General features: G+C 74.1%; 9 protein-coding genes, 2 tRNA genes and 1 other RNA gene. 6 read left to right on the plus strand and 6 right to left on the minus strand.

Going from position 1 to position 13,502, the window contains the following annotated elements:
• Nucleotides 1-144 precede the first annotated feature (144 nt).
• A tRNA-Ser gene (locus tag DTB53_RS00590) sits at nt 145-232 on the minus strand.
• 143 nt (nt 233-375) lie between these two features.
• Between DTB53_RS00590 and ffs the strand changes: the two genes are divergently transcribed.
• From ffs to DTB53_RS00620, 6 genes are all read left to right on the plus strand, one after another.
• An RNA gene (gene ffs / locus DTB53_RS00595) (signal recognition particle sRNA small type) lies at nt 376-472 on the plus strand.
• Nucleotides 473-610: 138 nt separating this feature from the next.
• Nucleotides 611-2,857 carry a DNA polymerase III subunit gamma and tau gene (locus tag DTB53_RS00600; RefSeq protein ID WP_012380197.1) on the plus strand — a complete coding sequence of 749 codons (2,247 nt, stop codon included), beginning with the start codon at nt 611-613 and terminating at the stop codon, nt 2,855-2,857.
• A 136-nt stretch (nt 2,858-2,993) separates the two neighbouring features.
• Nucleotides 2,994-4,244: a phosphoribosylamine--glycine ligase gene (purD, locus tag DTB53_RS00605; RefSeq protein ID WP_012380198.1), complete on the plus strand. Its 1,251-nt coding sequence runs from the start codon at nt 2,994-2,996 to the stop codon at nt 4,242-4,244.
• A gap of 458 nt (nt 4,245-4,702) precedes the next feature.
• On the plus strand, nt 4,703-6,379 hold the full coding sequence (locus tag DTB53_RS00610; RefSeq protein WP_012380199.1) for a M48 family metalloprotease: 1,677 nt from the start codon (nt 4,703-4,705) through the stop codon (nt 6,377-6,379).
• A 417-nt stretch (nt 6,380-6,796) separates the two neighbouring features.
• Nucleotides 6,797-8,251 (plus strand): N,N-dimethylformamidase beta subunit family domain-containing protein, encoded by a 1,455-nt coding sequence (locus DTB53_RS00615; RefSeq protein ID WP_003968026.1) that lies wholly within the window; start codon nt 6,797-6,799, stop codon nt 8,249-8,251.
• A gap of 177 nt (nt 8,252-8,428) precedes the next feature.
• Nucleotides 8,429-9,343, plus strand: coding sequence for a phosphoribosylaminoimidazolesuccinocarboxamide synthase (locus DTB53_RS00620; RefSeq protein ID WP_003968027.1), 915 nt, complete (start codon nt 8,429-8,431; stop codon nt 9,341-9,343).
• 100 nt (nt 9,344-9,443) lie between these two features.
• Here the strand turns inward: DTB53_RS00620 and DTB53_RS00625 are convergent.
• The 5 genes from DTB53_RS00625 to DTB53_RS00645 form a co-directional block, all read right to left on the minus strand.
• Nucleotides 9,444-9,519, minus strand: a tRNA-Gly gene (locus DTB53_RS00625).
• 23 nt (nt 9,520-9,542) lie between these two features.
• Complete coding sequence (locus DTB53_RS00630; RefSeq protein ID WP_003968028.1) at nt 9,543-10,163, minus strand: response regulator transcription factor; 621 nt, start codon at nt 10,161-10,163, stop codon at nt 9,543-9,545.
• Nucleotides 10,160-11,512 carry a sensor histidine kinase gene (locus tag DTB53_RS00635; protein WP_012380200.1) on the minus strand — a complete coding sequence of 451 codons (1,353 nt, stop codon included), beginning with the start codon at nt 11,510-11,512 and terminating at the stop codon, nt 10,160-10,162. Before DTB53_RS00635 ends, DTB53_RS00630 begins: the two co-directional genes overlap by 4 nt.
• A 1-nt stretch (nt 11,513) precedes the next feature.
• Nucleotides 11,514-12,335, minus strand: a complete 822-nt coding sequence (locus tag DTB53_RS00640) for an ABC transporter permease (RefSeq protein WP_003968030.1) — start codon at nt 12,333-12,335, stop codon at nt 11,514-11,516.
• Nucleotides 12,332-13,357, minus strand: coding sequence for an ABC transporter ATP-binding protein (locus DTB53_RS00645; RefSeq protein ID WP_012380201.1), 1,026 nt, complete (start codon nt 13,355-13,357; stop codon nt 12,332-12,334). The genes DTB53_RS00640 and DTB53_RS00645 overlap by 4 nt, the downstream gene beginning before the upstream one ends.
• Between the last annotated feature and the right edge of the window lie 145 nt (nt 13,358-13,502).

Consider the following 13,502-nt stretch of genomic DNA (forward strand, 5'->3'; position numbering starts at 1 on the left):
CAGAGGAACCAGACCGGGCTCTTGCGCGTGCAGTGAGCCGTCGAGGCCTGGCCGAAGCAACTGCAACCCAAACTGCAACCCTCAACGTCGAAGGGCCCCACCGCGAACGGTGGGGCCCTTCAACGTATTGCCCGGTGAGAGCAATGGCGGAGGATACGAGATTCGAACTCGTGAGGGGTTGCCCCCAACACGCTTTCCAAGCGTGCGCCCTAGGCCACTAGGCGAATCCTCCGCCGCAAACAATACAAGACGTTGGAGGGTGCTCGCGAACACGTTCGCCGAAGATCGTCCCGGGAGGGGGTGAGGGGTGGTTCGGCCGTCGTTCGGTGGGGCGGGCGGGTGGACCGGAGGGGGTGGGGATCCGCTAAGGTGGGCGTCAGCCCCTCACGTGGCGCTATCTGACTGAACTCCCCCAGGGCCGGAAGGCAGCAAGGGTAGGTTGGCTCTGGCGGGTGCGTGGGGGGCCCTTTGTGTTGCCGGGAGGGTGCCGCCGGGGGCGGCCCCCGGACGGGGCCGGGGCGTGCGGCGTCGTCCGCGTGCGGAGAGCCCCGGGGCGAGGGCCCGGGCGGTGTGGGGCCGGTTGTCGGTCGGCCCCGATAACCTCGTAGGTGTGTCGTCCCTTGCGCTGTACCGCCGCTACCGCCCCGAGTCGTTCGCCGAGGTCATCGGTCAGGAGCATGTCACTGACCCGCTCCAGCAGGCCCTGCGGAACAACCGGGTCAATCACGCGTACCTGTTCAGCGGGCCGCGCGGCTGTGGGAAGACGACCAGCGCGCGCATCCTCGCCCGCTGTCTGAACTGCGAGCAGGGGCCCACGCCGACCCCGTGCGGAGAGTGCCAGTCCTGCCAGGACCTCGCGCGCAACGGGCCGGGGTCCATCGATGTGATCGAGATCGACGCCGCCTCGCACGGTGGTGTGGACGACGCCCGTGATCTGCGGGAGAAGGCCTTCTTCGGGCCCGCCTCCAGCCGCTACAAGATCTACATCATCGACGAGGCGCACATGGTCACCCCGGCGGGCTTCAACGCCCTGCTGAAGGTGGTCGAGGAGCCGCCGGAGCACCTCAAGTTCATCTTCGCGACGACCGAGCCCGAGAAGGTCATCGGGACGATCCGGTCGCGTACGCACCACTACCCGTTCCGGCTGGTGCCCCCGGGGACCTTGCGCAGCTATCTCGCCGATGTATGCGGGCGGGAGAACAGCCCCGTCGAGGACGGCGTCCTTCCGCTCGTCGTGCGCGCCGGGGCCGGGTCCGTGCGTGACTCGATGTCCGTCATGGACCAGTTGCTGGCCGGTGCGGGCGACGACGGTGTGACATACGCCATGGCCACCTCGCTCCTCGGGTACACCGACGGCTCGCTGCTCGACTCGATCGTCGACGCCTTCGCCGCCGGCGACGGGGCCGCCGCCTTCGAGGTCGTCGACCGGGTCATCGAGGGCGGCAACGATCCACGCCGGTTCGTGGCGGATCTCCTGGAGCGGCTGCGCGATCTGGTGATCCTCGCCGCCGTGCCCGACGCCGGGGAGAAGGGGCTCATCGACGCGCCCGCCGATGTCGTCGAGCGCATGCAGGCCCAGGCCTCCGTCTTCGGCGCCGCCGAGCTCAGCCGCGCCGCCGACCTGGTCAACGACGGGCTCACCGAGATGCGCGGCGCCACCTCGCCCCGCCTCCAGGTGGAGCTGATCTGCGCCCGGGTCCTGCTGCCCGCCGCCTACGACGACGAGCGGTCGCTGCAGGCCCGCCTCGACCGGCTGGAGCGCGGGGCCTCGGCCGCCGCTGCCGCCGGGTTCGCCGCCCCGCCCCCCGCCGCCCCGATGGGGTACGCACCGGGCCCCGACGCGCACGCCCCCCAGACCCACGCCCCCCAGGCCCACGCCCCCCAGGCCGCGGGCCCGGACACGGCCCGCCCCGCCGTACGGGGCGAGGCGCCGCCCGCCGCTCCCGCCTACGCGCCGCCCGCCCCGCAGCCCGCTCCCGCCGAGGCCCACCCGCCTGCCCCGCAGGCCCCCGAGCCCGCCCAGCGGCCCGGGTCCTGGCCCGCCGCGGCCGGCACGGAACAGGCCCGTCGCCCCGGCGGCTGGCCCACCGCGTCCGTCCCCGGCAGCGGCCCGGCCCCCGCCGCCCCGCGCCCCGTCGCCGCCGCCCAGGCGGCCCCGGCGGCCCCCGCCGCTCCGGCCGCGCCCGAGGGCGGGCAGAGCATGGCCCAGGGCGCCGCCCAGGTGCGGAACATGTGGCCGGACATCCTGGAGGCGGTCAAGAACCGCCGGCGCTTCACCTGGATCCTGCTCAGCCAGAACGCCCAGGTCGCCGGGTTCGACGGGACGACGCTCCGGATCGGCTTCCTCAACGCCGGCGCCCGCGACAACTTCGCCGGCAGCGGCAGCGAGGAGGTCCTGAAGCAGGCCCTCCTCGAACGGTTCAACGCCCAGTGGCGCATCGAAGCGGTCATCGACACCACCGGCGGCGGGACGCCCCCGGGGCCCGGCGCGGGTGCCGCCCGCCCCGCCCCGCAGTACCAGCCCGCCCCGGCGGCCCCCGCCGCCCCGGTCGCGTACGAGCCCCGGCCCCAGCACGCGGCCCCGCAGCAGTCGGCGCCCTCGCCGCAGTACCAGCCCGCGCCGGCGCCCCAGCAGCCGCCGCCCTCCTCCGCACCGTCGCAGGACCGCGAGGGCCGGCCCGCGCCCGAGGCCTCCCACAGCTCCTACGGGGCCGAGCCGCCGCGCAACGTCGCGCCCGAGGACGACACCCCCGAGGCCGACGATCCGGATCTCGTCGACTCCGCCCTCTCCGGCCACGAGCTGATCGTCCGCGAGCTGGGCGCCACGGTCGTCGAGGAGTTCACCAACGAGCAGTGACCAGGACCGGCGAGCGGTGGCGCGGAGCGACGAGGCGCGACCAGGAGCGCCGCGGTGACGCGTAGCACGGGAGGCCGCCCGTCCACGGACCGGCGGCCGTCGGGGCTCCCCGCGCCCGGCGGTTAGGCTGCACCCCGTGAAGGTCCTCGTCATCGGCGGCGGCGCCCGCGAACACGCCCTGTGCCGCTCTCTGTCCCTCGACCCCGAGGTCACCGCTCTGTACTGCGCCCCCGGCAACGCCGGCATCGCAGAGGTGGCCGAACTGCACCCGGTCGACGCGCTCGACGGTGACGCCGTCGCGCGCCTCGCGACCGAGCTGGGCGCCGGGCTGGTGGTCGTCGGCCCGGAGGCGCCGCTCGTCGCCGGGGTCGCCGACGCCGTGCGCGCGGCCGGCATCCCCTGCTTCGGCCCCTCCGGCGAGGCGGCGCGGCTGGAAGGCTCCAAGGCGTTCGCCAAGGACGTCATGGCCGGGGCCGGAGTCCCCACCGCCCGCAGTTACGTCTGCACCACCCCCGCGGAGATCGACGAGGCCCTCGACGCCTTCGGCGCCCCGTACGTGGTCAAGGACGACGGCCTCGCGGCCGGCAAGGGCGTCGTCGTCACCGAGGACGTGGCCGTGGCCCGGGCCCACGCGCTCTCCTGCGACCGCGTGGTCATCGAGGAGTTCCTCGACGGCCCCGAGGTCAGCCTCTTCGCGATCACCGACGGCACCACCGTCGTGCCGCTCCAGCCCGCCCAGGACTTCAAGCGGGCCCTGGACGGCGACGAGGGCCCGAACACCGGCGGCATGGGCGCCTACTCCCCGCTTCCGTGGGCGGATCCCAAGCTGGTCGACGAGGTCCTCGAAACCGTGCTCCAGCCGACCGTCGACGAGCTGCGCCGGCGGGGCACGCCCTTCTCCGGGCTGCTCTACGCGGGCCTCGCGATCACCTCGCGCGGCGTGCGGGTCATCGAGTTCAACGCCCGGTTCGGCGACCCCGAGACCCAGGTCGTCCTGGCCCGGCTGAAGACCCCGCTGGCCGGTGTCCTGCTCGCCTCCGCCAACGGCACCCTCGACGCCCTCCCGCCGCTGAACTGGCGCGACGACGCCGCCGTCACCGTGGTCATCGCCTCGCACAACTACCCGGACACCCCGCGCACCGGCGACCCGATCGACGGGCTCGCGGACGTCGCGGCGCAGGATGCCCCGGAGGCGTACGTCCTGCACGCCGGGACCCGCGCCGAGGGCGACGCGGTGCTCAGCGCGGGCGGCCGGGTCCTCTCGGTGACCGCGACCGGCAAGGACCTCACGGCGGCCCGGGAGCGCGCCTACACCGCGCTCGGCCGGATCCGCCTGGACGGCTCCCAGCACCGTACGGACATCGCCCTGAAGGCTTCGCGGGACTGAGACCCACCCACGTGCCCGTCCGTCCGCCCCGGCCGACAGGCCGGGGCCCCGGGCCACGAGCACCGGCCTCGCGGACCAACGGCCTCGCGGTCCCGGACCAACGGCCTCGCGGCCCCGGACCCCGGCCCCCGCGGTCCCAGGCCAAGCAGCCCCTCCGCCCGCCCCCGTACGCCACCGGCGTACGCGGCAGCGCGAGGGGCTGCTTCCTGTCCGGGGCGCGGTGTCGGGCGCGGGCGGCCGGGGCACTTGCCCATGGACGCGAACACGTCAGCAGCTTTGCCCAAAGCCATTCCATCGGGTGACGACTGGGCCATCCGGATGACGGCTGCCGGAGCCCCAACTAGGGTGCGGCGCAAGCGTTCGGGCACTTGGCCCACCGGCATTGCGATGTCGGCGACGGGTGCCACAGTGGGGGAGTGAGCAACACCGTCGCGTGGCAGAGGGGGTGACGTCCGGCCGTGTCCGGTATCGATGTGGGTGAGGAGCTGGGGGCGCGGGCCGCACAGGCCCGAGCGCTCTCCCTGCTGCGGATCCGCGGCAGGGCCCTGGCCGTGGCGATCCTGCCCGCGGCCGTCGCCGTCGTGCTGTTCGCGGCGGGCGCACAGGGGCATCTGGCCGGTCCGGCCTGGGACGCCGTGCGCTGGACCGTCCTCGCCGTCGCGGTCCTCGTGCTGCTGGTGACCGTCCTGGTCGCCGTCTCGGTGGCCCGCGCGCGGCCCGCCGTGAGCCCGACCGTGCCCGTGCCGGAGGAAGGGGCCCCCGACCTCTACCGCCTGGTCCGGGACCTGGCCGACCGGCTCGACGTGCCCGCGCCCTCGGCCATAGCGCTCACCCCGGACTGCGACAGCTGGCTGGAGGACCGGACGCACCGTGCGCTCCGCAGGGGCACCGGGGCCGGGGCGGAGGCCGCGGACGCCGCACCCGTCCTGGTCATCGGCTCGCCGTTCCTGTGGTGGATGCGGGTCGCCGAGCTCCGCGCCGTCCTCGCCCCCGTGGTGGCGGGCACCGGCCCGTCCGCGCACCCCGACATAGCCGCCGCCCGCCGCTTCGTCCGGGGCCTCGACGCCTCGATCGCCGATGCCGCCGCCCCCGGCCGGGGCGCGGTGCGCGGGGCGCCGCTCGCCTTCGCCGGCTGGGTCTCCCGGCTGCTGCTGCGGGCCTGCCGGGGCCATGCCGCCGAGATGGAGCGCTGTGTGGCGGCCGCCGCGTCCATGCGGGCCCAGACGGTCGACCACGGGCTGCGGATCTCCGCCCAGGAACAGGTCGGCCTCGCCTATGCCGGCTGGGACCGGCTGCTGACCCGGGTGGCGCTGCCCGCCTGGCGGATGGGCCGCTGGCCCTCCCGGCTGGACGCCGGGGTCGTCGCCGCGCTCACCGAGCTGTCCCGCCGGGACCGGCTGGCCGACGACTTCGCCCTGCGTCTGGGCGAGCGGCCCGCCTGCGACCTGCTGGAGGAGCCCGGGGTGGCCGACGAGGCGGCGTCCCTGCTCGCGGCCCGGCTCTTTCACGGCGGACCCGCCGAGAGCGGTCCGGGCTGGGCGCCGGTGGACTGGCAGCAGTATCCCGACGAGGTCGTCGACCGCAAATGGCGTACGGAAGCGGCCCGGCTGCACCGGGTCCTGGACACCCTGGGTGTTCCCCGGGCCACCGCCGCCGACCCGGCCGTTCCCACACTGGCCCGGGTCATGGAGCATCTGTCCGGTTCCGGCGGACCCGGCTGTCCGGGCGAGGAGCTCGCTGCGGGCATCGGCGCGGCCGTCGCCCGTGAGGAGGCCGAGGCCCCGGGGCGCGGCGGCCCGCAGCACGGCGTTCCCGGGGCCGGTGCGGCCGACGACCCCCTCGACCTCTGGGGGCCGGGACCGCTGCCCCTCTTCCCGCTCCAGCCGCCGCGTACGGGCACCGAGCTGCTCGCCGACCACGTCGCGGCCATGGTCTGCTGCGCCGCCGTCGACACGGCGGGCGCGGCCCCCGGACTCGACTGGCTGGACGGTCCCGCCCTGCTCGTCGGCGGCGAACGCCGGGCGGACCTCACGACCCCGGTCCTCAGCCTCGTCGAGGACGGCGATCCGGATCCGCTGCTGTCCTGGCTCGCCGAGGTGGGCGTGCGCTCCGACAAGCCGGTCCGGCTGGTCTGAACCCGAGGCCGCCGTCCGCTCGCCCGAGAGGCCGACCGGGCCGGGCCGCGCTCTCGCTCCCCCGGGAGGTCGACCGGGCCGCTGTCCCGCCCGCCGCACGAGGCCGCCCGGTCCGACGACGAGCAGCGGCCCGCCCGGTCCGACGACGAGCCACCGGTCCGTCCAGCCCGATGACGAGTTCCGACCGGCCCGACCGGTCCGACAAACAGGTTTCCCGGAGCTCACCGGGCCTTCCCGGGTCCCGTCGACCGGAAACCGACGGGAATCGGACAGCCTCGGTCCCGTCAATTAGCGACGAAGGGTGACGAACCGCGTGCGTTATGTGATGTGCTGGGGATCGGCGCTGACATTCGGCGCACCAGAGTTGTCCGGGGGATCCTCCAGAGCTGTCCGGGGGATCCGAGGGAGGGGCGCGGCATGGGGGCGGAGCAGATTCGCCGGTGGGAGTCGGGCGCCCTCGCGCACGCGGTGAGCGATCCCTTCGGGCAGGGCCCGCTGCCCTGGTTGCGCGGCAGCGAGAACTACTTCGACGACACCGGCCAGGTGGTCCCCTGGTACGCCGACCTCGCCCGCTCCACCGGCGGTGGCACCCGCACGGCCGACGACGTGCACCGTCAGATCAAGGGCTTCGTCTCGCCCGGCGCGGCGGCCCCCGGCGAGGCCATCGACTTCCACATCACGGTGGACCCGCCCCAGCAGTTCTCCGTCGACGTCTACCGGATCGGTCACTACGGCGGCGACGGCGCGGCCAAGATCACCACGAGCCCCCGGCTCTCCGGCATCGTCCAGCCCCCGCCGCTCGCCGCCGACCGGACCGTCTCCTGCCACCACTGGTGGATGTCCTGGCGGCTCCAGATCCCGAGCTACTGGTCGGTCGGCGCGTATGTGGCCGTCCTGACCACCGCCGACGGCTACCGCTCGCACATCCCCTTCACCGTCCGCCACGACCACCCCGCCGACCTGCTGCTCCTGCTGCCCGACATCACCTGGCAGGCGTACAACCTCTATCCGGAGGACGGGCGCACCGGCGCCAGCCTCTACCACGCGTGGGACGAGCGGGGGCGGCTGCTCGGCGAGGAGGACGCCGCCGTCACGATCTCCTTCGACCGCCCGTACGCCGGGGCCGGGCTGCCGCTGCACGTCGGGCACGCGTACGACTTCATCCGCTGGGCCGAGCGGTACGGCTACGACCTCGCCTACGCCGACGCCCGCGACCTGCACGCGGGCCGCGTCGACCCCAGCCGCTACCGGGGCCTGGTCTTCCCCGGCCACGACGAGTACTGGACGCTGCCGATGCGCCGGGCCGCCGAGCGCGCGCGGGACTCCGGCACCTCGCTCGTCTTCCTCTCGGCCAACACCATGTACTGGCAGGTGGGCCTCGCCCCGTCGGCCTCCGGCGAGGCGGACCGGCTGCTGACCTGCCGCAAGCGCCGGGGGCCCGGCAAGTCCGCCCTGTGGCGCGAGGTGGACCGGGCCGAGCAGCAGCTCCTGGGCATCCAGTACGCGGGCCGGGTGCCCGATCCCCGCCCGCTCGTCGTGCGCAACGCCGAGCACTGGCTCTGGGACTCGACGGGGGCGGTCGAGGGCGACGAGATCCCGGGCCTGGTCGCCGGCGAGGCCGACCGCTACTTCCCGCGCACCAGCCTGCCCGAGCACGACAACAGGATCCTGCTCGCCCACTCCCCGTACGAGGACTCCGAGGGCGCCACCCGGCACCAGGAGACCTCGCTCTACCAAGCACCCTCCGGCGCGCTCGTCTTCGCCTCCGGCACCTTCGCCTGGTCCCCGGCCCTGGACAGACCCGGGCACACGGACCCGCGGATCCAGCGGGCCACGGCCAACCTCCTCGACCGGATCTGCAAGCGGGACTGACCGGGTTCCCGGCCGGGCCGGTGAGGGGGGCCGCCTCGATCCCCGGCCGGATCCGCGAGCGGGACCGGGACAGGTCCCCGGAACCCGCTGCGCCCGTTCGCCGGGCCCCGGGCGCGGACCGGGCCGTGGATACGGGACAATCGGAACCGCTCCTGGATCAATCTACGCGGAGGCACCGTGTCCGGTTTTGTAGAAAAGCCCGAGCCCGTACAGGTTCCGGGCCTCACCCACCTGCACACCGGCAAGGTGCGTGACCTGTACCGGAACGAGGCGGGCGACCTCGTCATGGTCGCCAGCGACCGTATCTCCGCGTACGACTGGGTCCTGCCCACCGAGATCCCCGACAAGGGCCGGGTCCTCACCCGGCTCTCGCTCTGGTGGTTCGACCAGCTCGCCGACCTCGTGCCCAACCACGTCATCTCGACCGAGCTGCCCCCGGGCGCCCCGGCCGACTGGGCGGGACGCACCCTCATCTGCAAGAGCCTGCGCATGGTCGAGGTCGAGTGCGTGGCCCGCGGCTATCTCACCGGCTCCGGGCTCGTCGAGTACGACGCCACCCGTACGGTCTGCGGCATCGGTCTCCCCGAGGGGCTGGTCAACGGGTCCGAGCTGCCCGGCCCGATCTTCACCCCGGCCACCAAGGCGGCCGTCGGCGACCACGACGAGAACGTCAGCTACGAGGACATCGCCCGCGAGGTCGGTCCGGAGACGGCGGCCGAGCTGCGGCGCACCACGCTCGACGTCTACCGCCGGGCCCGCGACATCGCGCACGGGCGCGGGATCATCCTCGCCGACACCAAGTTCGAGTTCGGCTTCGAGACCGCCGAGGACGGGACCGAGCGGCTGATCATCGCCGACGAGGTGCTGACCCCGGACTCCTCGCGCTTCTGGCCCGCCGCCACCTGGGAGCCCGGCCGGGCTCAGCCCAGCTACGACAAGCAGTTCGTGCGCGACTGGCTGACCTCGCCGGCCTCCGGCTGGGACCGCGCGAGCGAGCAGCCGCCCCCGGCGCTGCCCCCGGAGATCGTGGCGGCGACCCGCGCCAAGTACATCGAGGCGTACGAGGTGCTGACCGGCACCAACTGGGCGTAGCCACAGGCCGGTACGCGGCCGGCGGGAACGCCGTGAGCCGGTACCGGCCCGGCGGAAACGCGGGAAGCCCCGATCCGAAAGGACCGGGGCTTCCTCCATCTGGAGCGGACGACCAGGTTCGAACTGGCGACCTCAACCTTGGCAAGGTTGCGCTCTACCAACTGAGCTACGTCCGCAGTGCGCCGCAGCGCGATGCCTACTATACCCAACCCCGCTCGCGTGCGAGACGCACCGCCGTGTGCCGGTTCTCCGCGCCGATCTTGGTGGCGGCCGAGGAGAGGTAGTTGCGGACCGTCCCCTGCGAGAGCGAGGCCCGCTCCGCGATCTCCGCGACCGGGGCCCCGTCCGCCGCGAGTTCGAGGACCTCGGCCTCCCGGGCGGTCAGCGGGGAGTCCCCGGCGGAGATCGCGTCGGCCGCCAACTCGGGGTCCACGTAACGGTTTCCGGCGTGGACGGTGCGGATGATCTCCGCCAGCCGACGGGCGCTGACCGTCTTCGGCACGAAGCCCCTCACACCGGCGGCCAGGGCCCGCTTGAGGTGCCCGGGGCGGCCGTGGCTGGTCACGATCATGGTGCGGCAGTGGGGCAGTTCCGTACGCAGCGATGTGGCGACCTTCACACCGTCCGCGCCCGGCATCTGGAGGTCCAGGACGGCGACGTCGGGCCGGTGCGCCAGGGCCATCGCCAGCGCCTCGGGGCCGCTCGCCGCCTCCGCGACCACGACGAGGTCCTCCTCCAGGGCGAGCAGTGCGGCCAGCGCGCCCCGGATCAGGTGCTCGTCGTCGGCCAGCAGGACCCGCAGGGGCTGCGCGGTGGTCATCGTTCCTCCGGGAGGGCGGAAGGGGCGGGGGAGGGGCCGGGGGGCGGTGCGGGGCGGCCGTCGGCGGCCGGGCGGGGGGCCGTGAGCGGCACCGTCGCCGTCACCCGGAAGAGGTCGTCGTCGTTTCCGACGGCTCCGGCGGTGAGCGATCCGCCGAGCGCGCCGAGCCGCACCCGCAGCCCGGCCAGCCCCGAACCGCCGCCGCCGTCGTCCGTGCCGCCGAGCGGGCGGGTGGCGCCGGCCCCGTCGTTCTCGACCTCCAGGACCACCGCGTCCCGCGTCCGCGCGAGCCGGATCCAGCAGTGGCGCGGGTCGCCGTGGCGCAGGACGTTCGTCGCGGTCTCGCGGACCACCCAGCCGAGCGCGGCCTGCACGGCGGCGGGGGCCCCGATGCCGGCCGGGCCGTCCGCGCCCTCGACGGTGCAGGTGATTCCGGCGGCCCGCAACACGCCCTGTGCGCCCATCAGTTCGGTGGGCAGGTCGGCCTCCCGGTAGCCGCGCACGACATCGCGGACCTCCTGCTGGGAGGCGCGCGCGATCCGCTGCACCTCGACCATCTGATCCATCGCCGCGGGGTTCCCGCGCTGCGCCAGCTCCACGGCCAGCTCACTCTTGAGGGCGATCACCGAGAGGTTCCGGCCCAGCACGTCGTGCATGTCGCGGCCGAACCGCAGCCGCTCCTCCGCCACCGCCAGCCGGGCCTGCATGTCCCGCGCCTCCTCCGCCTGCCACATCACGGACAGGCTCCAGACGCTCGGCCGGGCCGAGACGAGCACCAGCAGGACCACGACGACCAGCGAGACGAACGCCCCGAACAGCAGCCCGCCCGGCACGCCCACGGCCGCCAGGAGCCCCACCACGGTGGCCGCGAAGACGGCGGACCGGAGCAGGAAGGTCCGGACCGGGACGAGCAGGACGTACGGGATGCCGAACGCCACCGGCAGGTCCAGGACCAGCAGGACGAGCCCCTCGTCCCGCACGCCGCCCACCGCCGCGAGGGCCACCAGGAGGCCGGTCATCACCACCTGGAGCGCCACGGGCAGGCGCAGCCTCCCCGGCGGGAACGGCGCGGTCCCCCGGTAGTCGTCGAAGGCGGGCCCCACGTTCCGGTTGCTCAGCACGGACTGGGCGACGTTGGCGGCGAGGAACGCTCCGGCGAGGGTGATCGCCGTCGGCCCCTCGTCCAGGGCGTCGCCGAGCGGCAGCAGCCCCCAGGACACCGCGAAGAACCAGGTGATCGAGCAGAGCGTCACCCGGGTGTAGAGGTCGATGCGCTGGAGTTTGCTGCGCTCGTGCCAGCCGCGCCGCCAGCCCGTCACCCGACCGATCACACCCCTCAGCCCCTTCATGTCAGCCGCGCGGGTCCCAGCGGAACCACCGTCGCACAGCAAACACGCCGAAAGCGGTCCAGGCCAGCGCGGTCACCCCGGCCGTGAACAGGTCGCCGCTCTCCACGCCGCCGAGCCAGCCGTGCCGGATCAGCGTCATCACGCCCGTCATCGGCAGCAGTTCCAGGACGGCCGCCAGCTTGTCCGGGAAGATCGCCAGCGGGATGAACAGCCCGGAGCCGAACATCGAGACGAAGAACAGCGGCAACGTGGTGAGCTGCGAGGTCTGCACCGTCCGGGTGATCACGGTGGTCGCCGCCGCGAGGCCGGACATCAGGACGAAGCCCAGCAGCAGTCCGGCCAGCAGCAGGTCGGGGCGGTGCGGGGCGCTCAGATCGAAGGCGATCGCGCCGGCCACCACCAGCAGCACGCACTGGGCGAGCGCCAGCGCGACGGACGGCAGCGCGGTCCCGACGAGGATCTCGCGGTCGGAGATCTCGCCGGTGCGCAGCCGCTTCAGGACGAGTTCCTCCCGCCGGGCGACGTAGGCGGAGACGAGGTTCATGTAGACGACCTGGACGAGCACCATGCCGATGCCGCCGGTCAGGGTGGCGCCCGCGACGGTGAGCCCGGTGCCGCCGAGGTCGATCTGTTCGAGCGAGGACCGCATCGCGAAGATCATCGTGACGGGCAGCAGCAGGGCCACCACGATCGCGGTCCGGTTGCGCACCAGGAGGATCAGCTCGGCGCGGCCGAGGGCGGTCAGCCGCCGGGCCACGGCCGCCGCGCCCGTGGGGGAGCCGGCGGTCGTCCGGTCGCGGGCGGGGGTCGTGGTGGTCGTCATGCCGTCACCTTCTTCGAGTTCTTCGCGGTCTTCGTGCCGCCGGAGCGGCCGGAGCGGTCGTGGACCTGGCGCGGGTCCTGGTCCCGGGGCGCGTGCTGGGTCTTCGCGATGTCGAGGAAGGCCTCTTCCAGGGAGGCGGAGCGGGCGTCGAGACCGTGCAGCCGTACGCCGGACTCCCGGGCCCACTCCAGGAGTTCGTGCAGCGACTCCTGGAGGGCGGGGGTGCGGATCTCGACCCGGGAACCTTCCGCCGCCGCCCGCAGGGAGAGCGGGAGGCGCGACGCCGGCACGGCCTCGGGCAGCACGAACCGGATCCTGGCGGGCTGCCGCGCGGTCACCTCGGCGATGGTCCCGGTCGTCACGATCCTCCCCTGATGCATGATCGCCAGCCGGTCCGCGAGCGCCTCGGCCTCCTCCAGGTAGTGCGTGGTCAGCAGCACGGTCGTGCCGTTGTCCCGCAGCGCCCGGACGAGCTCCCAGGTCTCCTGCCGGCCCTCGGCGTCCAGACCGGTCGTCGGCTCGTCGAGGAAGAGCACCTCGGGCCGGGAGGTCAGGGCGAGCGCCAGGTCGAGGCGGCGCTTCTCGCCGCCGGACAGCTGCTTGACCCGTACGCCGGCCCGGTGGGTCAGGCCGACCATCTCCAGGGCCTCGCCGGCCGGGCGTGCGCCGGTGGTGCAGGCCGACCACATGCGTACGGTCTCCATGACCGTGAGGTCGGAGGGGAAGCCGCCTTCCTGGAGCATCACCCCGGTACGGGGGCGGACGGCGGCGCGTTCGCGGTACGGGTCGTGGCCGAGGACCCGCACCGTCCCGTCGGTGGGCGGCGCCAGTCCTTCGAGGAGTTCCACGGTGGAGGTCTTGCCCGCGCCGTTCGTCCCGAGCAGCGCGAACAGTTCACCGCGGGCCACGGAGAAGGAGATCCCGGACACGGCCTCGAAGCCGCCGGCGTAGCGTCGGCGTACCTCGTTCGCCTCGATCACGGGACCGTCCACGCGGTCGCTGAGAATGTCGTCGCTGGTCATGCTCCAAGGTTTCCGCCGGAACCGGCCCGCGAGCAGTGCGCGCTGTCACCGCTGTTCATGACATACGTCATGAGGGCGGCGGGGGAGGAGAGGGGCGGGGGCACGACAAAGGCCCTGACCGATAAGGTCAGGGCCTTTGATGCTG

The sequence above is a fragment of the Streptomyces griseus genome (assembly GCF_900460065.1).
Taxonomy (GTDB): Bacteria; Actinomycetota; Actinomycetes; order Streptomycetales; family Streptomycetaceae; genus Streptomyces; species Streptomyces griseus.